18 protein-coding genes are annotated in these 18,866 nt (G+C 73.9%); 11 read left to right on the plus strand and 7 right to left on the minus strand.

The features are described from left to right. Positions 1 to 1,061 precede the first annotated feature (1,061 nt). Positions 1,062 to 2,276: a polysaccharide deacetylase family protein gene (locus ACIQI7_RS35635; protein WP_401118152.1), complete on the minus strand. Its 1,215-nt coding sequence runs from the start codon at positions 2,274 to 2,276 to the stop codon at positions 1,062 to 1,064. A 431-nt stretch (positions 2,277 to 2,707) separates the two neighbouring features. Here ACIQI7_RS35635 and ACIQI7_RS35640 point away from each other — a divergent pair, with 431 nt between their 5' ends. From ACIQI7_RS35640 to ACIQI7_RS35650, 3 genes are all read left to right on the plus strand, one after another. Further along, positions 2,708 to 2,980: a hypothetical protein gene (locus ACIQI7_RS35640; protein WP_387759770.1), complete on the plus strand. Its 273-nt coding sequence runs from the start codon at positions 2,708 to 2,710 to the stop codon at positions 2,978 to 2,980. A 291-nt stretch (positions 2,981 to 3,271) separates the two neighbouring features. Then, positions 3,272 to 3,814: a sugar transferase gene (locus ACIQI7_RS35645; RefSeq protein WP_401118154.1), complete on the plus strand. Its 543-nt coding sequence runs from the start codon at positions 3,272 to 3,274 to the stop codon at positions 3,812 to 3,814. A gap of 22 nt (positions 3,815 to 3,836) precedes the next feature. Continuing rightward, positions 3,837 to 4,325 (plus strand): NUDIX domain-containing protein, encoded by a 489-nt coding sequence (locus ACIQI7_RS35650; RefSeq protein ID WP_387759773.1) that lies wholly within the window; start codon positions 3,837 to 3,839, stop codon positions 4,323 to 4,325. A gap of 107 nt (positions 4,326 to 4,432) precedes the next feature. Here the strand turns inward: ACIQI7_RS35650 and ACIQI7_RS35655 are convergent, their stop codons facing one another. Further along, the gene (locus ACIQI7_RS35655; protein WP_401118157.1) at positions 4,433 to 4,972 is read right to left on the minus strand and encodes a PTS-dependent dihydroxyacetone kinase phosphotransferase subunit DhaM; all 540 of its coding nucleotides are present in this window, start codon (positions 4,970 to 4,972) and stop codon (positions 4,433 to 4,435) included. A gap of 460 nt (positions 4,973 to 5,432) precedes the next feature. On the opposite strand from ACIQI7_RS35655, the gene ACIQI7_RS35660 reads away from it, so the two are divergent. From ACIQI7_RS35660 to ACIQI7_RS35675, 4 genes are all read left to right on the plus strand, one after another. Continuing rightward, on the plus strand, positions 5,433 to 5,645 hold the full coding sequence (locus ACIQI7_RS35660) for a DUF397 domain-containing protein (RefSeq protein WP_401118219.1): 213 nt from the start codon (positions 5,433 to 5,435) through the stop codon (positions 5,643 to 5,645). Between the two features lie 819 nt (positions 5,646 to 6,464). Then, positions 6,465 to 6,959, plus strand: a complete 495-nt coding sequence (locus ACIQI7_RS35665) for a hypothetical protein (protein WP_030288620.1) — start codon at positions 6,465 to 6,467, stop codon at positions 6,957 to 6,959. 94 nt (positions 6,960 to 7,053) lie between these two features. After that, a complete protein-coding gene (locus ACIQI7_RS35670) occupies positions 7,054 to 7,137 on the plus strand; it encodes a putative leader peptide (protein WP_350526312.1) in 84 nt (27 codons plus the stop codon). Between the two features lie 168 nt (positions 7,138 to 7,305). Then, positions 7,306 to 8,811, plus strand: a complete 1,506-nt coding sequence (locus ACIQI7_RS35675) for an acyl-CoA dehydrogenase family protein (protein ID WP_401118160.1) — start codon at positions 7,306 to 7,308, stop codon at positions 8,809 to 8,811. A gap of 21 nt (positions 8,812 to 8,832) precedes the next feature. Here ACIQI7_RS35675 and ACIQI7_RS35680 read toward each other — a convergent pair whose 3' ends face one another. Continuing rightward, complete coding sequence (locus tag ACIQI7_RS35680; protein ID WP_387759824.1) at positions 8,833 to 9,828, minus strand: aminoglycoside phosphotransferase family protein; 996 nt, start codon at positions 9,826 to 9,828, stop codon at positions 8,833 to 8,835. Between the two features lie 755 nt (positions 9,829 to 10,583). Here ACIQI7_RS35680 and ACIQI7_RS35685 point away from each other — a divergent pair. Continuing rightward, on the plus strand, positions 10,584 to 12,065 hold the full coding sequence (locus ACIQI7_RS35685; RefSeq protein ID WP_387759780.1) for a hypothetical protein: 1,482 nt from the start codon (positions 10,584 to 10,586) through the stop codon (positions 12,063 to 12,065). A 39-nt stretch (positions 12,066 to 12,104) separates the two neighbouring features. Here ACIQI7_RS35685 and ACIQI7_RS35690 read toward each other — a convergent pair whose 3' ends face one another. Beyond that, entirely contained in the window at positions 12,105 to 12,686 is a 582-nt protein-coding gene (locus ACIQI7_RS35690) for a hypothetical protein (protein ID WP_401118161.1), read from the minus strand. 286 nt (positions 12,687 to 12,972) lie between these two features. On the opposite strand from ACIQI7_RS35690, the gene ACIQI7_RS35695 reads away from it, so the two are divergent. Beyond that, positions 12,973 to 14,484 carry a HEAT repeat domain-containing protein gene (locus ACIQI7_RS35695; protein WP_387759782.1) on the plus strand — a complete coding sequence of 504 codons (1,512 nt, stop codon included), beginning with the start codon at positions 12,973 to 12,975 and terminating at the stop codon, positions 14,482 to 14,484. Between the two features lie 149 nt (positions 14,485 to 14,633). On the opposite strand, the gene ACIQI7_RS35700 is transcribed toward ACIQI7_RS35695, so the two are convergent. Both ACIQI7_RS35700 and ACIQI7_RS35705 read right to left on the minus strand, forming a co-directional pair. Beyond that, the gene (locus ACIQI7_RS35700) at positions 14,634 to 15,479 is read right to left on the minus strand and encodes an undecaprenyl-diphosphate phosphatase (RefSeq protein WP_401118163.1); all 846 of its coding nucleotides are present in this window, start codon (positions 15,477 to 15,479) and stop codon (positions 14,634 to 14,636) included. 229 nt (positions 15,480 to 15,708) lie between these two features. Next, positions 15,709 to 16,404, minus strand: coding sequence for a class I SAM-dependent methyltransferase (locus tag ACIQI7_RS35705; protein ID WP_401118165.1), 696 nt, complete (start codon positions 16,402 to 16,404; stop codon positions 15,709 to 15,711). 343 nt (positions 16,405 to 16,747) lie between these two features. Between ACIQI7_RS35705 and ACIQI7_RS35710 the strand changes: the two genes are divergently transcribed. Beyond that, the gene (locus tag ACIQI7_RS35710) at positions 16,748 to 17,173 is read left to right on the plus strand and encodes a DUF4396 domain-containing protein (RefSeq protein WP_401118222.1); all 426 of its coding nucleotides are present in this window, start codon (positions 16,748 to 16,750) and stop codon (positions 17,171 to 17,173) included. 129 nt (positions 17,174 to 17,302) lie between these two features. Here ACIQI7_RS35710 and ACIQI7_RS35715 read toward each other — a convergent pair whose 3' ends face one another. Beyond that, positions 17,303 to 17,836 carry a PadR family transcriptional regulator gene (locus tag ACIQI7_RS35715; RefSeq protein WP_401118167.1) on the minus strand — a complete coding sequence of 178 codons (534 nt, stop codon included), beginning with the start codon at positions 17,834 to 17,836 and terminating at the stop codon, positions 17,303 to 17,305. Between the two features lie 166 nt (positions 17,837 to 18,002). On the opposite strand from ACIQI7_RS35715, the gene ACIQI7_RS35720 reads away from it, so the two are divergent. Next, complete coding sequence (locus ACIQI7_RS35720) at positions 18,003 to 18,773, plus strand: alpha/beta fold hydrolase (protein ID WP_401118169.1); 771 nt, start codon at positions 18,003 to 18,005, stop codon at positions 18,771 to 18,773. Positions 18,774 to 18,866: the final 93 nt, after the last annotated feature.

The raw sequence follows: 18,866 nt of genomic DNA on the forward strand, positions 1-18,866 counted from the left end.
CCCTGACCCTTGAGGCCGCTTACCGGTCGCCACCCGGCGTGTGGCACACGAGAAGTCGGCCTGGCCGACTTCTCATGCGGTCATCCGCCTGCGCTCACTGTTCCTATCGACGCATGGCTCTACGCCGCGAAGACTCCTCTTGCCCTGGGGTAATGGGAGGCAGGCCCAGTCGACTTCCTGTGCCGCGTCAGCAGCTTCCGCCACCGCGGACTCCTGGTTGTCGAACGTTCTCGTCGGGCTCGGTGGGCGCACGAGAAGTCGGATCGGCCGACTTTTGGTGCGGCAGGAAGGCTCCTTCCCGTGCCGAGTGGCTGGCGCTCCAGTGTCTACCCGCGTAGAACCCCCGGCCGAGTGGGGCTTCTGGTTCGGCTGGGTGCGCAGGAAGTCGGCCTGGCCGACTTCTCGTGCAGGGGGCCGCGTGGAGGTTCCGGTTCTGGCGTGGGGCGGCGTGGCGGCACGTTGGCCGGCGCGGCATTCTCTGTCAGGGGTGCGCAGGAAGTTGCCCTGGCCGACTTTTGGTGCGGCAGGAAGTGCTCTTACCCGCGCTGGATGGCCGGTGCGGCGGCATCTACGCGTATAGAGGCAGGTCGAGTGAGGGCTTCTGGTCGGTTCGGGTGCATAGGAAGTCGACCTGGCCGACTTCTCGTGCCCCTCCGGCGGGGGTACAGGGCGGCGATCGGCTCGGCCTGGCCGACTTCTGATGCGGTGGGAGTGCTCCTTGCCGCACCGAGGGGCCGGCGCGGCAGTATCTACTCGCGTAGAGGGATAGCCGAGTGGGGGCTTCTGGTCGCTTGGCGGCCTAGGAAGTCGGCCGGGTCGACTTCTCATGCAGGGGGGCGCGTGGGGGATTGGGGCTTTTGTCGTGGTGTTCTGCGTAGCGGTGCCCGGGGTAGGGATCTATCTACTCGCGTAGATGCAGGGGAGCTGGAGGGTGTGAGTGCTCATAATTTCTGGCGCTCGAAATGATCTGGACGGGCGTGGGAGAAGGCGATCTGGTGGCTCGAACCGTGGCCGCACCAAAAGTCGGCCTGGCCGACTTTTGGTGCGGAATCGGGTTCCGGCTAGGCGACGGCTTGGCGGCGCCAGCGGCGGTAGGCGGGTTCGAGGCCGGAGAGGATGGTGTCGAAGCGGCGGGTGCTGGTGGTGGAGTCGACCTGGAGGCGGCTGATCTGGAGGGGATGGGAGGGGAGTCGGGGGCCCAGCCGGTGGTCGGAGAGGAAGCCGAGACGGTAGCCGAGCTCCTGCAGGACGGTTTCGGCACGGACGTCGTGGCCGCCGTCCGGGTAGGCGAAGGCGATCGGCGGTTCGCCCAGCCAGCGGGTGAGCGCCTCGTGGGCGCCGGTGATCTCGGTGCGCACGGTGTCGTCGTCGCAGCGCCCCAGGCACGGGTGCCCCTGGGTGTGGTTGCCGATGGCGACGCCCCCGTCCCGCAGCGCGAGCAGGTCGGCCGGCGTCAGCTGTTCCTGGCGGGGCGGCCGGCGGTCGGCGCTGACCCGCAGCTCGTGCAGACTGCGCCGACGGTCCGGGTCGGGCATGGCCTTGAGCCGTCGGAGCAGCTGGGACGGGTGTCCGCAGTCGAGCGACCGGGCCCGGCCCCCGTGCCGGGCGAGGAAGTCGGCCTCGTGCCACCAGAATGGCCGCTCGGTGCCGATGAGCTCCGAGATGACGAACGCGGTGGCCGGGATGCCCCGGGCGTCGAGGGCCGGCAGGGCGTGGGTGAGCACGCTCCGGTCGGCGTCGTCGAAGGTGACCAGGACACTCCGGGGCGGTAGCGGCCGCCGCTCGGCCACGGCCTGGAGGACCGCGTCGAGCGAGACGGGCGTGGCGAGCCGTTGGAGCCGGTCGAGCTGGGCGCCGAAGGAACGGTGGTCGGTCACCCCGTGGTAGGCGAGCACCGCGAGCCGCTGGGCGGCCAGGGCCCGGAACAGCGGCTGGACGGGGGCGAACCGCAGCCATTCGCCCCGAGCGTCCTGCTGTTCCGTGTCGACGACCGCCCGGTGACGGCCCCCGCCGTCCCGGTGCGCACCGTGGTGCTCGCCCTGCCCGTGCTCGCCGTGTCGGTGGCCGTCATAGAGGAGATCGTCGTGACGGCGCTCATCGTGACGGCGCTCATCGTGACGGCGCTCGTCGTGAAGGAGTTCGTCCACGCGCTCGCCGAGCAGGCGCTCACCGCGCTGACGATCGGCGTGCAGACGGTCGGTGTGCAGGCGGTCGACGGACCGGCCGACGTTGCGCCGGCCCGTCGGCCACCCGGCGGGCGGAGGCAGCGGGCGCACGCCGGGTGTCGGCCGCGCGCGGGCCGTGGAGATCGATGTACTGGACTGGGACTGCGGCACGGTTCCCCCTCGTTCGCCGAGCGGCGTGGCGGTACCGCCGGAGGACGGAGCCCGGCCTCCGACTCCAGGGGCGGCGGCTCCGCTCCTGGATATTCCTGTTCTCGGTGGGGGGTTCACACCCGTCCCTCGAACGGCTCCTGGATCACTCAATGCCATTGAGACCGCTGCACCGGACGGATGGTTGTACCGGGGGGACGAGGATTTTTCGTGGACTGATTGTGGAGCCGGAAAGCCCGTGCGGACGTCTCGGACACACCTCGGAGCGGCCCCCGCGTGCCCCTGACCAGCCCGGATTCGCCGGTTGCGCAGCGTGTTCGAACCTTCACTCACTGCGGGCTGCCCCCCGCGCCGCCCCGGGGTACCTTGGGCTCATGGCAGATGCGGACCGTGACCCCTTCCACCTCCACGGGGCCTCCCGGATGGCTCGTGCGTGCAGTGGCGGAGCCCTGGTCACCCACCAGCTCCCGCTGGCCGTGGTGGGCCTGGCCTGCCTGGCGCTCGGCATCGTTGTTGCCGTGTTCGTTCCGGACAGTGACGGGCCCGCGTGGGCGATGGCGGTGGCCGGCTGCCTGGCCGCCGGCGTCCTGCTGCTCGGCCGGATCGCCTTCGGCGTGTTCCGCGACCGGCGTCGCGCCGCGCTCTGACGGCACCCCGGCCGGTGTGCCGGGGGGGCCGAGCCGTACGGCGGACCGGCTTACGCCCGGACGGCGCCCCCACCCGTTGCGTCGATCGCCCTTCGGTATTCCGAAACGTCGGTCGAGTGAAATTGGTCAGATCGACTGAATATCGTCCAGTCTGACAATCTCGGCCCCGCTTCTTTCACCATTCCCGGACGAAGACTCCATCCCGCCTCTACTGTGAATGCGTTCTTCCGGCTCGAAGCGCCGGGGAGGAGGAGCGATGGGCGGTAGACCGGATCGTGCCGTGGCCGCCTCATGAGGCGGGCCGGCGACCTCGCCGTCGTCGCCCTGGCCGCGATAGTCGCGCTGCCGCTGGCCCTGCTGATCGCCGTCCTGCTCCGCTGCACCACCGGCGGCCCGGTCCTCCAGCGGCAGACCCGGACCGGCCGGCACGGCCGCGAGTTCCAGATCCTCCGCTTCCGGGCCGACGGGGACGGCCGGCTCGCCGCCCTGCTGCGCCGCACCGGCCTGGACGAGCTGCCGCGGCTGTGGAACGTGGCACGCGGCGAGATGGGCGTGATCGGACCCAGGCCGGCCAGCCCCGCCCACGTGGTGCGCTACACCCGCCGCGAACGCGCTCGGCTGGCCGTACGGCCCGGCCTCACCGGCTGGGCCCAGCTGCACGCCGTGAGCCGCGGCCGGACGCCCCGCCCGCTCAGCCGGCCCGAGTGGGCCGAGCTCGACCTCTGGTACCTCGAGCACCGCTCGCTCCGGCTCGACCTGCACATCCTCGGGCTCACCGTGCTCGCGCTGCTGCGGCCCGGGACCGGCCGCGCGCACCGGACCGGCGGCCCGTAACCGCCCCGATAGGCTGCGGCCCATGGCCATTCCCCCCTTCCTCGCCGAACTCCGCGCCCTCGTGGGAACCCGTCCGCTCTGGCTGAGCGCCGTCGTCGCCGTCGTGCTGGACGACCGCGACCGGGTACTGCTCGCCCGCCGGGCGGACGACGGCCGGTGGGCGACGATCGGCGGCATCCTCGATCCCGGCGAGCAGCCCGCCGACGGCGTGGTGCGCGAGTGCGAGGAGGAGACCGGGGTGGTGGTCGTGCCCGAGCTGCTCGCCTCCGCCACGGTCTCGCCCCAGGTCACCTACCCGAACGGCGATGTGACGCAGTACCTGGTGCTGACCTTCCGCTGCCGCGCGGTCGGCGGCGAGGCGCGGGTGAACGACGACGAGTCGCTGGAGGTCGGCTGGTTCGGGCTGGACGAGCTGCCGCCGATGATCGAAAGCGAGCACGAGCGGCTGCGCCACGCGCTGGAGTGCGAGGGCCCGGCGGCCTTCACCTGGGAGGGCAAGGAGCGCCCCTGAGCCCGGGCGGCACGCCCGCCCGCCCGCCAAAGGCGACCCACAGCGCCCACCCGCCCAAAGCCACAACGCCCACCCGCCCAAGGCCACAGCGCCCGGCCGGGCCGGGCTCAGCCCTTGTGCTGCCGGTAGGCCTCCTCCGCCGCGTCCAGCACCGCGGCCAGGTCCCCGCCCGCCGTGGCGGTCGCGGTGGCGGCCACCGCGCCCTCGACGAACGGGGCGTTGGCGAACCGCACCGGGAACGGCAGCCCGTGCTCGTCCGCCTCGGACAGCAGCGCGCGGACGGTGGTGACCGCCCCGCCCAGGTCGGCGAGCACCACCACGCCGTGGCCCTGGTCCACCCGGCGGGTCGCGGCGGCCACCAGGACGGCGCTGATGCCCGGTCCGTCCGACGGGTCGCCACCGGTCGCGGCGACCGGCGCGGGGGAGTCGGATCCGGTCAACGCGAGCGCGAGGGAGCGCACGGCGGTGGCCAGTTCCTGGCTGTGCGAGACCAGGACGATCCCGACCCGCCCGTGCAGGGCCGGCCGGGCGGGGGTCGGCCGGGGCAACGAGGTGGGCGAGGGAGGCGTACGGGGTGCCGGGGGATGGGCCGAGGGGGCGTCGGAGATGGGGATGACGTCGGCGCGGGTGCCGTCCCGGCGGCTCATCGGCTGCTCCCTTGAGCGGTTCGGTGGGGGATCGTTCGGGCAAAACGGTCGGGAAAAACGGTCGGGCGAAGCAGTCGGGCCAAGCGGTCATGTCGAACAGTCGGCCGAGCGACCCGGGGCCACTCGGGCCCCGGCGGGCCCGCACGGCCCCGCCAGGACTCCTGGACGGTCGACGGCCCCGCCCCTCCGCGCCGCCGGGTCCGCCCGCCCCTCAAGGGCCGGAAGGCGGTCGGAGGGCGTCCTGGCAGCACTCTGGCAGCTGCCCGCCACCGCCACCGGCCGGGACACGCCTCAAGCGTTCCTCCGGCGGTGTCCGTCCCTGCCTGGAGGAGTCCTCGTCAACCCGCTGACCGGGGCCGGGCGGTGTGGCTAGGCTGACCCCGGAACGCCGTCGGGAGGAGATCGGTCAGTGGGATCCAACAGCGGGACGGACACGGAGGCCGGAGGGGCGCAGCCGCAGCTGGCCCCGAACGGGAAGCCCAAGGTGGACTTCACCGGGGCGGAGTGGCTGTGCAGCAGCCAGGGCGTCGGGGACGTGCAGATCGCCTTCGTGGACGGCTACATCGGGATGCGGGACGGCCGCCAGGAGGACGGGCCGGTCCTGGTCTTCACGCCGGCGGAGTGGCGGGCCTTCGTGCTCGGCGCCCGGGACGGCGAGTTCGACCTCACCTGAGGACTTGCCGGGAGGCTTCCCGGCAAGACCCGGCGGAAGGCCCTGCTGAAGGCCCCCGGAGGGGCCCGGCTGAGCGGCCGACCGAGGAGGCCGCCGGGCCAGTCACCACAGGAGCGGACCCCGATCGAAGGGGGTCCGCTCCGCGGGTGGTCCTTCGGGTCCGAACATCACAACTGATGATCTATTGAGCGTGCCCCGTCAGAATTTCTGTTGACTGTTAGACAAACGCAGCTCAGAGTATGAGCACGGGCAGACGCCGTGCCCACCGCCCCCACGCGGCCAGACACGGCGCCTGCTGTGCGGCCCGGCAGTGTTGCCAGGCCATCCTCCCAGTCATCCCCTGCGCACCGGGGTGCGTCGGCCGGTCCCGGCCCCACGAAGGGGCCGGCAGTCGCCGGGAGGCTGGTGCTGAAGCCGAGAGCGACTCGGACGACGGCACCGACGCTCGGGACCCGCACGCCCCCACGCGGCGGCGTCCCGAGCAAGATCCACGGGAGCGACGGGCCGGGGCCCCGCGGATCTGGCTTGTGATGCATGGAACTGTTGGCTTGTGTGTTCGTGCGGTGTGCGACGACGAAGCTGGGTGCTCGGCAGTTCGGCACGACGAATGCACGGTGAGGGAAACGCGTGTAGGGCCGCGTTGCGACATGCCGTCCCCCCGAAGGGTGAAACCCAGAACGGCTGTCGTGCTGAACCGAACGTAGCCCGGACGGTTGCTCAGAGTCAACATTGGTCTCTGAGCGTCGATCTCCCGCTCGTCCCCCGGCGGCGCCCCACCCACCTCGCGAGCGTGGTGTGCCGGACACGTACGATGTTCCCATGTCTTTTCTCCGCCGTCGCTCCGGACAGCCCGCCGGCCCGGACTTCGACGTGCTCGCGATGGACCCGGGCGACTGGCCCGGTGACTTCGGTGCGGCCATGATGACCGGCCCGGACGGCTCCTGCCAGGGGATTTTCCTGCGCTACGACCTGTTCGGCGGCAGAGGCCCGGCGATGTTCATCGGCAACCTCCCCGAGGGTTCGCCCGCCCGGGAGACCGGCGACGAGGTGCCCTTCGAGGTGCGGCAGCTGCTCGCGGCGCTGGAGAACGACGAGCCGGTCGAGTTCGTCTCGGCCGAGGACTTCCCGGTGATGCTCGGGGACGACCTGCTGATCGTGAAGAAGGTCAAGGTCAGCGAGGAGCGCGTGTTCTGCGCCCAGTTCGGCCGCAGCGACGGCGTCCTGGTCACCATCGCCTCCTGGGACCGACCGATTTCGGACGACCTGTATCAGCTGCTGAAGCCGCTTCCGGCGGACATGTTCCAGCAGGGCTGATCCCGGCGTGGCCGGTCCCGGTGGGGCCGGGCGCTCCGCCCGGGGGCCGGACGCTGCTTGACGGTATCGATCAACGGTTCGTACAGTCGCGGACATGCCGTGCCGTCTTCCGCTGCTGACCCGTCGCAGGCATCTGGATCTGCGGCGCACCGCCAGCGCGGCGTGTCCGGGCCGCTGAGGGGGATCCGTCCCCCGGCGGCGGGTGGTCGGCCGGGTGTCCGGTCGGCGCCGACACCAGGGGGTGGGCCGTGAGCCGGCCTCCGGGGCCGCCGATCGGAACCGCGCGCCCGTACGGCGTGCCGCCCGCATTCGCCGAGCCCACGCTGCCGCCCGGAGGCACCGCACCATGACGACCCGCGCCGCCAACCGTTCGACTGCCAACCGTTCGACCGCCGATCGTCCGACTGCCGACGGTTCGTCCGTCACCGGTTCGTCCGACGACCGTTCGACCGTCGATCGTTCGCTCGGGAACGCTCCCGCCGACACCGCTCCGGTCGAGGAGGCCCCTGTCGGGCGCCGCTCCCGGACCTCTCCGCGGTCGGCGGGTTCCGACCGGTCGGATTCCGGCCATCCCGAATCCACCGGCTCCACCTCCACCGGTTCACGAGGTCCCGGCTCCACCTCCACCGGTTCCCGCGGCCCCGGTTCCACCCCCGCCGGTCCGGCCGGCTCCACCGGCCCCGCGCCCGACCGCACCGCGGTCGAGGCCGCCCTGGCCGGTCTGCCCCGGGTGGTCGACCTGCTGGCCGCCCGGGCCGAGGAGCACGACCGCGACGCGACCTTCCCGTACCAGGGGATCGAGGCCGTCCACGAGGCCGGACTGCTCACCCTCACCGTCTCCGAGCGGTACGGCGGTCCGGGCGGAACGCTCGCCGACACCGTCCGGGTGCTGTCCCGACTCGGCCGCGGGGACGCCTCGGTGGCCGTGGTCACCGCCTTCACCCTGCTCCGGCACGCCGAGCAGGCCCGCCGGGCCGACTGGCCGACGGCCGGCTACCGGCGGCTGCTCACCGAGTCCCGGCGCGGTCCGGCGCTGGTCAACACGCTGCGCGCGGAGCCCGGCGCCGTCGCGGGCGAGCTGCCCGGGACGGTCGCCCGACGGGACGGCGACGGCTGGCTGCTGACGGGCCGGAAGACGTACTGCACCGGCGCCGAGGCGCTCGCCTGGATGGCGGTGACCGCGCGGACCGACGAGGAGGAACCGCGGGTCGGCACCTTCCTGGTCCGCGGCGAGAGCGAGGGCCTGGAGATCGACCCGACGTGGGACCAGCTCGGCCTGCGGGCCAGCGCCAGCCACGACGTCGTGCTGAATGGGGTCCGGGTGCAGGCCGACCTCGCGCTCGGTCTGACGGCCGGTCGCCGGACGGCCCGTCAGGGCGCCGACGCCGAGGCGGAACTCACGCTGGCCTGGCACGACCTGGCCCTCTCCGCGGTGGCGATCGGCGTCGCCCGGGCCGCCGAGGCCTGGCTGATCCGCTTCCTCAACCAGCGCACCCCGGCCAACCTGACCGAGCCGCTCGGCACCCTGCCCCGCTACCGGACCGCCCTCGGCGAGATCGAGGCCCAGCTGATCGGCGCCGAGGAACTGGTCGAGGGCCTGGCCCCCCGGGTGGACCGGGGCGAGCCGGAGGCCGTCGCCCGGACCGGTCCGGCCCACCTGCTGGCCACCCGGGCCGCCACGGCGGTGGTCCAGCAGGCCGTCGCCCTCACCGGCAACCCCGGCCTGAGCCGGCGCCACCCGCTGGAGCGCTACCTGCGGGACGTGCTCAGCAGCCGGGTTCACCTGGCCCCGGACGAGACCGTGCTGGAGGCCGCCGGCCGGGCCGCCCTCGAACGGGGCGCCCGGCCGTAGGCCTGCCGTCGGACCCGCGGTTCAGCGCGTCCCGACCGCGGCGCGGACGGCCCGGCGGGCGAGCGCCGCGTCGTCGTAGAGCCGGCGGATCATGATCCGCTGCTCCTCGCCGGCGCCCGGCACGTCGTACAGCCGGATCTCCCGCATCAGCACCAGCACCAGGTTCACCAGGAACGCGTCCCGGGCCAGTGTGCCGCCGCTCTGGGCGAGTTGGCTGATCTGGCGACGGGCCGCGGTGTCCCCGGACAGGACGCTCCAGAGCACCGCGAGGTCGTAGCCGGGCAGGTACCAGCCGGCCTGCTCCCAGTCGACCAGCACCGGGCCGGACGGCGCCAGCAGCATGTTGCTGAGCAGGGCGTCGCCGTGGCAGAGCTGGAGCGGGGTGTGGCCGAGGCCGTGCAGCAGGCCGCGCAGGTCGCCCGCGTCCCGGTCGGTGAGCTGGCCCACCGAGTGGTAGCGGGAGATCTCCAACTGGTAGTCCAGGCGGGGCTGGAAGACGTCGGTCGGCGGCCGCCACAGGTTCAGCGTGCGGACCGCGTTGAGCAGCGCCCGCACCTCGCCCGGGGTGGGGGCGTTGACCGGGTGGCGCTCGCGGGCCGCCGGGCGCCCCGGCACGCGCTCCATGACCAGCACGCACCGGTCGTGGTCGGCCGCCACCAGCCGGGGCAGCCGCACCGGCGGACGGTGCCGGACGAACGCCCGGTAGACCGCCACCTCGTGGTGGAAGTCGGCCACCAGCTGCTCGAAGTACTCACTCCGCACCGCCTGCGGCGCCAGGCACTTGGCGACCACCGGAGCCCGCCCGATGGTGCCCGCCACCAGGATGTGGCGGCTGCCCTCGCGCAGGACCTGGCGCGGGGTGAACGCGGGACATATCCGCGCGACACTGGCGAGCGCCGCCCGGACCGCCGGGGTCTGGAGCGCCGAGGGGTCGATCCGCTCCGGGCCGCCGGCGCCGGGCTGGCCGGGCCGCCGCGCCCGCAGCACCTGGCCGTCGGCCTGCCGGGCCAGCGGCATCCGGCCACCGGCCGGCAGCGCGGTCTCCGGGCCGCGCAGCCCCAGCGCCGTACGGCCGGCGGGGCCCAGCGCCGTACGGCCGGTCGGGACGACCCGGGTGTCCGTGGCCCGGCCCTCCGCGCCGCGCGGGGCCGCGGGCCGTACCGCCGGGGGCACCGCCCTGGGGCCGGTGCGGCCGGCGGCCGCGGTGGGGGGGCGCAGCGCGGGGCGGGTCGCGGTGGGCGTGGGGGTCGTCGCTGAGGAGTACATGGGCTGAGGGTGGTCCCTTCCGGTCCGTCGGCGGGTGCTGCCCCGCGGGGGCGGGGGAGGGCCGGTGCCGTGTGCTTCCTGGCGTGACGGCGGCCCTGCGGGTGCTGCGGTAGGTCCTGCGGTGCTTCGTGCGGTGCGGTGGGTGGTGCGCGGGCGCCGGGCACGGACGCGGGGTCAGGAACCCCTGTTCGGCGGTGCTCCGGCCGTCCGCACCCTGGGGAATGCGGTCGGCCGGAGTGCCGTGGCCGTGCCCGGCGCTCCCGCGCCACCCGGCCGCGCCACCCCCTCGGGTGAGGACCGGGAGCGCCCCGTGCCACCGTCGGGGGACATGCCCCGACGCTGGTGGGACGCCGCCCGACCCGGGGGGCGAAGTGGCGCACCTCTACAACACACCCGTCGGGCACTGGCTTAGTAGTCTGGCGGGCCCTGGCGAACGGTGGCGAATGCTCGCCTGGCACTTGCCGGAGCCTCTAGCCTCGGATCAGCCGAGGAACCTGGGGGCTTCGTTGAGCAGGGAACCCAACACCCGACTGGCCGATCTGTTCGTCCTGACCGGATGGTCGAAGGGCGAGCTGGCGCGGCTGGTCAACCGTCGGGGTGCCGCGATGGGACAGCTGCAGCTGTCCACCGACACGTCGAGGGTACGGCGTTGGATCGAGCAGGGGGAGATCCCGCGCGATCCGGTGCCGAGGGTGCTGGCGGCCGTGTTCACGGAGCGGCTCGGACGTGTCGTCACCACTGAGGACCTCGGTCTGGAACGACACCGGCCCACCAGGTCCGGAGCGGAAGCGCCCGCAGCAGTGCCATGGTCGCCGGATCGAACAGCCGCGGTCCTCACCGAGTTCACGGGAATGGACCTCATGCTGAACCGACGTGGATTGGTGGGCGCCGGAGCCGCGCTCACGGCCGGGGCGGTCATCGCCGACTCGCTGAAGGGCTGGCTGGGCGGGGACGCGGTCGCCTACGCGGCCTCCGTCCCCGGGCCGCGACAGGTGGTCACCGGGGGCGGAGCGCACCCGGTGGTGGACGTGTACGACGCGGGCCCGGTCGGGCTCGACGAGGTGGAGTCGCTGGAGCACTCGGTGCAGGTGTTCCGGGCCTGGGACGCGGCCCGCGGCGGCGGGTTGCAGCGCAAGGCCGTGGTCGGCCAACTGAACGAGGTCGGAGGCCTGTTGACGCACCGGCACGCGCCCGCCGTGGAGCGGCGGCTGTGGCTGGTCGCGGCCAACCTGGCGGTGCTGGCGGGTTGGATGTCGCACGACGTGGGCCTGGAGCCCACCGCCCAGAAGTACTTCATGATCGCGGCGGACGCGGCCAAGGAGGCCGGTGACCGGCCGCGGGCCGGCGAGGCCATCTCCCGGGCCGCGCGGCAGATGGTGCACCTGGGCCGGGCCGACGACGCGCTCGACCTGATGTCGGCGGCCAAGGCGACCGGCGGGCGGCTGATGCCCAGGACCCGCGCCATGCTCAACACCGTCGAGGCCTGGGCGCACGCCTCGATCGGGCACTCCCAGGACACCTACCGGCTGCTCGGGGAGGCCGAGGAGCTGTTCGGCGAGGAGGCGCCGGAGCCGCCGCCCTCGTGGATGCAGGTGTTCGACGAGGCCGAACTGCGCGGCATGCAGGCCCTGGTGCTGCGCACGCTGTCCGAGCACGACCCGGCGGCGGCGCCCGACGCCCGCCGGCACGCGGAGCGGGTGATCACCTTGCGCGAGGGCACCGGGCAGCTGCGCTCGGCGCTGTTCGACCGGATCACCCTGGCCTCGGTGCACCTGCTCACCGGCGAGCCGGACGCGGCGCAGTTCCAGGCCAAGATGGTGATGAACCTGATCGGCCAGAACTCCTCGCACCGTACCTGGGACCGGCTGCGCGAGATGTACCGGCTGACCGCGCAGTACCGGGGGCTGCCGGCGGTGGACGAGCTGCGGGAGGTGCTGGGCCGGCAGCTGCGGGCGGCGGACGCCAAGAACCGGCCGCGGCTGACCTGAGGGCTTCGCGGGGCCGCGGTTCCCGTCCCGGCCGTCGGCTCAGAGCGGCGGGGCCGGGCGGAGCAGCATGCGCAGTGCGACGACGGTGCCGTCCGTGCCGAGGACGGGCTCGCCCGCGCACTCGACGCCGTCGTGCCGTCCGTCGGGCCGGCGGACCCGCAGGGTGCCGGCGGCGTGGCGGCCGTGCACCAGGGTGTCGGTCATCATCCGCCGCAGCAGCGGACGGTCCGCCTCGGGGAGGCGGTCGGGCAGCCGGTCGAGGCTGAGCGGGCCGTGTCCCGGGTCGCAGCCGAGGAGGAGGTAGGTCTCCGGGCTCCAGAGGATGCCGTCGGTCAGCAGGTCCCATTCGGCGGAGCCGAGCAGGCCGTCGTCGATCCCGGCCCCGTGGTGGTCGCCGCCGTCGCCGAGGTAGGGGCCGGACGGCTCCCGCGCCGTGCCGTCCACTCTGCCGTCCGTTCCGCCGTCGGCGTCGCCCGCGCCGTCCCCGCCCGCGGTGCCCGGCGCGTCGGCCGTGGTGCGGCGGGCGGCGCGCCCGGCGCCCGCCGCGCTGCTCCCGCCCGTCGGGGCGCCGTCCATCGCGGCGGCTCCCGGCGGGCGGGTGGCGCCTAATGGCATGTTCATGGCGGACCCATCGCTCGGGTACGGCCCGCGCGGTGCGGGCCGTTCGGACAGTGAGAAGACTGTCGCACAGCGTCGTCATCCTTGTGGGCGATTTGGAGAACGCAGGCAAAATTCCAGTGGCATATGCCACTGTGGCCGGAGCGCTCGTCGCCCTGTGTGCGGACGGGGGCGCGAGGCGGTAACCTTCGGTGATTCCGGCGCCCGGGCGCCCACCGCAGTACCGACCACAGACCCCGGCGACGGAAATCCCGTTGCCACTACGACCGCCGCAACGGATGCTGACCTCATGTTCGAGCCAGTGATAGCACCCAGTGCCAGCCTCCTCGGCCTCCTCCAGCGAGGCCGCGGTGACGGGCAGCTCCACGCGCTGGCCGCCGACCGTGCCGAGGCCATCGCCGCGCTGGAGGAGTGCGTCACCAGGGATCCGCGAGCCGACTGGCAGGTCGAGAGCCGCTCCCTCTACTACGCCCGCATCTACATGGAGCTGGAAGCCCCCCTCGACGGCATCGAGGACCACCTCCACTCCGCCGAGGACCTGGTCACCGACGACGAGAGCCGCACCGGCCTCGCCCTCTCCGTCCTGGGCCACCTCGCCGCGTACGGCCGGCGCGACGCGCTGCTGATGCTGCGCGAGTACGCCGCCACCGGCGCCAACTGGTCCTGGGCCCTCGACGAGCTCGCCCTGCGCGACGACGACCGCGGCCTGCTGCTGCTCGGCACCGCCGTGCTGGACCGCTTCGCACCGGGCCCCGAGGGCGACGCCGAGCTGCGCGAGTTCATCCGCAACGCGTACGAGCCCCGGCCCTGGCGGCTGTGGGCGGCCTACCACCCCAGAGTGGCGGCGGCCAGCGAACAGTCACCCTTCGACCTGTGGCAACGCCAGATCAACCGCAGCGGCGTCACCCCCGGCTGGTCCACCGCCGACGTGCTGGCCTGGGCCGACCAGGGCGAGCTCGGCGGCCTCGGCGCCGGGGCCTTCCTCGGCGGCCCCGACGCCCGACCGGAGTCCGCGCGCGGCACCGAACCGTCGTCCGGCCCCGACGCGGTGGACCGCCGCGCCGCCGCGGCCGCCCGCTGCCTGACCGCCGTCGTCCGGCCGGAGGACCGCCCGCTGCTGCTGGAGGCGGCCCGCGACGGCCTGCCCGGCGCCCGCCGGGCCGCCCTGCGCCACCTGGTCGACCAGCGTGACCCGGCCGCCGTCGAGCTGATCGAGGCCGCCGCCGCGGACGTGGACGACCGGATCGTCCGCGCCGCCCTGGAACTGCTCGGCCGGATGCGCGGCCCCGAGGTGCTGGCGCACGCCCGCCGCTGGGCCGACCCGTCCAGCGGCGGCGCCGACAGCGCGCTCGGGGAGGCCGCCGTCCAGCTGCTCGCCGACGCCGGGGAGCCGGCCGACGCGCCGCTGGTGGTGGCCGGGCTGCGCCGCTGGGTCTCGGTGCGCGGGGTCGGCGGTACCGGGCTCGGGTCCCTGGTGGACGGTGCGGGGCGGCTGGCCGCCGCCGAGGCCGTACCGGTCCTGCGTCACATCTACGGGGAGGCCGCCTCCTCGGAACTGCGCGGACGCGCCGCCCAGGCGCTGGCCGCGACCGACGTGCACTTTCCGGAGGGGCCCGCCGTCGAGTGCCTCTGGGACTGCGAGGAGTCCACGCGTGAGCTCGCCGCGCGCCACGTCGCCACCACGGGCGACGCGCGTGTGCTGGAGCGGTTGCGCAGGCTTGCCGCCGACCCGGCCGAGGAGGCCGAGGTCCATGCCGCCGTACGCGGCCGACTGACCGCCGCCCGGGAATTCGGGCGTTAGGGCTGTCCGACGATTCCCTCGGGCGCCGGTTGTCGGATCCGCCCTCGGGCATTGACGTTCGGTGGGCCGGGACACCCCGTCGGTGTCCCGGCCCACTCGTCTTCCGTGGTCCCCGCAGTGCGTGGGTCCCCCGTTCCTGAAACCCGGTTCTACTTCACCGCGCCCGCGTCCGGGGCCAGGACGCCGCCGATGACCAGTCCGATGATCAGAACGCCGAGCAGTACGCGGTAGACCACGAACGGCATGAAGCTGTGGGACGAGATGTACTTCAGGAACCAGGCGATCGCCGCGTAGCCGACCACGAAGGCGATCACGGTGGCCAGGACGGTCGGCCCCCAGGCCGGGGCCGGGCCCTCACCGATCTTGAACAGCTCCAGCGCCCCCGAGGCGAGCACCGCCGGGATCGCGAGCAGGAACGAGTAGCGGGCCGCGGCCTCCCGGCTGTAGCCGAGCAGGAGGCCCGCGCTGATCGTGCCGCCGGAGCGGGACACGCCCGGGATCAGCGCCAGTGACTGGGCGAGGCCGTAGATGCCCGCGTGCGGCAGCGTCAGGTCGGTGATCGGACGGGCGTGCCGGACGGCCCGGGTGCGGTCGGCGAAGGCCAGGACCAGACCGAAGACGATCAGGGTGGTGCCGATGATCCGCAGGTCGCGCAGGTGGGTCTCGATGGTGTCCTGGAACAGCTTGCCCAGGATGCCGATCGGCAGGGTGCCGATGATCACGAACCAGCCCATCCGCGCGTCCGGGTCCGAGCGCAGCGCCGGCCGGAACAGCGACAGCGCCCAGGTCCTGATGATCGACGCGATGTCCTTGCGGAAGTAGATCAGCACCGCGGTCTCGGTGCCGAGCTGGGTGACGGCCGTGAAGGCCGCGCCCGGGTCCTTCCAGCCGAACAGGGCGGAGAAGACCCGCAGGTGGGCGCTGGAGGAGATCGGCAGGAACTCGGTGAGCCCCTGGATCAGGCCGAGGACGGCCCCGTGGAACCATTCGGTCACCGGGCACCCGCCGGGGGTATCCGTCGGGCGTGGAGCAGGGGCGGCATGGGCTGGTCCTTGCGGGTCGGAAGGGCGTGCGGGACCGCCGTGACCCGACCGGCCCACGGGCCGCGCGCGAGCCCGGCGCGCGGCTGATGGTACGGGGTGAAGGTGACGGTTCTCCGTTCACCCTTCGTTCCGGCTTCGCGCGCGGGATCGCCGCCGGTCCGGAGCCCTTTCCGGGCGCGTGCTACGGCACCGGCCGGGCCCGGACCCAGGTGCGGTCCGCGGTCAGGTAGCGCTCGACCACCAGGTCGGCCTCCGCGAGCGCCCACTCGAACGCCCCGGTGCTGAGCGGGCGGGTCAGGAAGGTCTGCGTCCAGGTGCCGTCCGGGAAGACGTACTCGAAGCGCACGGAGTCCACGCCGTCGCCGACCGGCGTGACCGAGACCAGTCGGGCCCGCGCGTCCGGGCCGATCGAGCTCTCCCGCGGCACGTTCCGGTGCCAGTCCTCGCCCTCGCGCTGCACCAGGACGCAGCCGTCCTCGGCGACGTGCCGGCGGCAGGTCCTCAGCAGGCCCCGGCGGACCGCCTCGTCGCCGGCGTGCACCAGGAAGGAGGCGAGCATGACGACGTCGAAGCGCTCGCCGAGGTCCAGCTCCTCGATCGGGCTGCGCACCGTACGGACGTCCGCGCGGACCCGGGCCAGCATCTCGGCGGACTCGTCCACGGCCGTCACGGTGAAGCCGCGGTCGGTCAGCGGGTGCGTCATCCGGCCGACGCCGCAGCCGAGTTCCAGGATGCGGGCGCCGGGCGGCACCGCGGCCTCGACCACGTCCGGTGCGTCGCCCGCGGGGAGGCGGCTCCACACCTCGACGGCGCAGCCGTCCGGGGTGATCGCGCCCGCGCCCGTTCCGTCGTAGCCCTCGCGTCGTTCGTCTGTCATGCCGCTCATCGGAACACGGGCGGGTGCGTGGTGGAAGAGGGCGTCGGAACAGGATTGCGTGATACCCCAGGGGGGTATATCTTCGAGTAGCGACGGAGCGAGGGAAGTGGCGCCGAACAGGGCGCCGGGGCAAATGGAGGACGACATGGCGCACCCCGCGCGGCACGAGCACCACGAGCACACCGACGAGCTGCACGCCGGTCACGAGCACCATGAGCAGCACGGGCACGACGGGCACGGCCACGGTGGCCACCAGGCGCACCACGGCCACCCGGCCCACGGTGGCCACGGGGCGCACGCCGGTCACCACCAGGCCCACGGCGCCGGCGGCACCAGCTGGCGGATGGCCGCGCAGGCGACCCTGCACTGCCTCACCGGCTGCGCCATCGGCGAGATCCTCGGCATGGTGCTCGGCACCGCCTTCGGCCTGCACAACGGCGCGACCGTGGTGCTCTCGATCCTGCTGGCCTTCGTCTTCGGCTACGCGCTGACCATGCGCGGCGTGCTGAGGGCCGGCCTCGACGTCGGCGCCGCGGTCAAGGTCGCGCTGGCCGCCGACACCGTGTCGATCCTGGTGATGGAGCTGATCGACAACACCGTGATGGTCACCGTCCCGGGGGCGATGGACGCCGGTCTCGGGGACCTGCTGTTCTGGGTGGCGTTGGCGGGCGCGCTGGCCCTGGCCTTCGTGCTGACCGTTCCGGTCAACAAGTGGATGATCGGCCGGGGGCGCGGCCACGCCGTGGTGCACGCCTATCACCAGCACTGATCCCGCCCCGAGGCGCCGGACCCTCTCGCCTGCGGCCCGCACCGACCGTTCGACGGTCGGTGCGGGCCGCGGCGCGTCCGGAGTCAGGGCAGGGAGTGTCCGAGGTTCCCGCCCGCCGCCGGGTGCGGCCTACCGCGGGCCGCCCTCCAGGTCGGCCAGGGTCGTTTGCAGCCAGGTGAGTTCGGCCTCCGTGGTGGCGCGGGCGACCAGCAGCAGGCCGCGCCGGAACGGGTCGGCGAACTCCTCGGCTCCGACTGGGCGGTCGCCCTCGTAGAAGAAGCTGGCCGGCTCGGCGAGGAAGGACAGCCGGCGGCGGAGCACGGCGGCCTGGGCGGCGGGGTCGGCGAGGTGCCGCAGGAAGGCGAGCAGGGTGAACCAGCGGTTCTCGTCGCTGACGTCGAGCGGCTCGGGCTCGCGCAGCCGGGCGAGCAGCGCGGCGCGGCCGGCCTCGGTGAGGTGCAGGGTGTGCCGGGGCGCGGCGGCGCTGCCCGGTTCGGTCTCGCGGACCAGCAGGCCGTCGGCCTCCAGGCGCTTGATCGCGGGGTAGAGCGTGCCGTCGCTGATCGGGCGGACGTGGCCGGTGAGCGCGGCGAGGTGGCGGCGCAGCTCGTAGCCGTGCAGGGGGCGGTCGTACAGGAACCCGAGGATGGCGAGCTTCAGCATGGGGTCACTCTCTCAGATCGTTCCCTCGGGGTGTGGGTATATCGGTTACGTGATACCTCGAATTCGAGGTATGGTCCTGGTCGTCCGCCGGAACCCCGGAGCCGCCTCCCCGGTCTTCGGGGCCGGCGGCCCGGACCGGCAAGCCCTGGAAGAGGAGCGATTGAGCATGCGCGAGGCCCCCGTCACCCCGAACGGCGACCGGATCCGCTGGGTCGAACTGCCCGGCGCCGAGCCGGCCCGCCTCTACCTGCACGGGCTCGGCGCCACCTCGCCGGCCTACTTCGCGGCCGCCGCCGTCCATCCACGGCTCGCCGGGCGGCGCTCGCTGCTGCTGGACCTGCTCGGCTTCGGCCTCAGCGACCGGCCGACGGACTTCGGCTACACGCTGGAGGAGCACGCGGACGCCGTCGCGGCGGCGGTGGCGGCCGCCGGGCCGGACCGGGTCGAGGTGGTCGGCCACAGCATGGGCGGGGCGGTCGCGATCGTCCTCGCCCAGCGGCACCCGGACCTGGTCGAGCGGCTGCTCCTGGTGGACGCCAACCTGGACCGGATCGACCTCGACCGGCGCAACCCCGGCAGCAGCGGCATCGCGGCCTACACCGAGGAGGAGTTCCTGGCCGGCGGCCGGGACGAGGTGGCCGAGCGGGTCGGCCCGTTCTGGTGGTCCACCATGCGGCTGGCCGGCCCGGAGGCGGTGTACCGCAGCGCCCGCCACCTCGCCCGGGCGACCGTCCCGACGATGCGGGAGATGCTGCTCGGCCTCGACCTCCCGCGCACCTTCCTCCACCCGCAGGCGGACGGCGAGCCGACCGGCGCCGACGCCCTCCGCGCCGCGGGCGTACGGGTGGTGGCGGTGCCGGACTGCGGGCACAACATCATGCTCGACAACCCGGACGGCTTCGCGGCCGCCGCGGCGGAGGCGCTCGGGCAGGGATGAGCGCGGACCGGCGGGCCCGGCCCCGACAGACCCCGGGTCGACCGGGCTCGAACCCGCCGTAGGCTGAGGCGCACCGCCCGAGAGGAGCCCGCC

Source organism: Kitasatospora sp. NPDC092039 (assembly GCF_044756065.1).
Taxonomy (GTDB): domain Bacteria; phylum Actinomycetota; class Actinomycetes; order Streptomycetales; family Streptomycetaceae; genus Kitasatospora.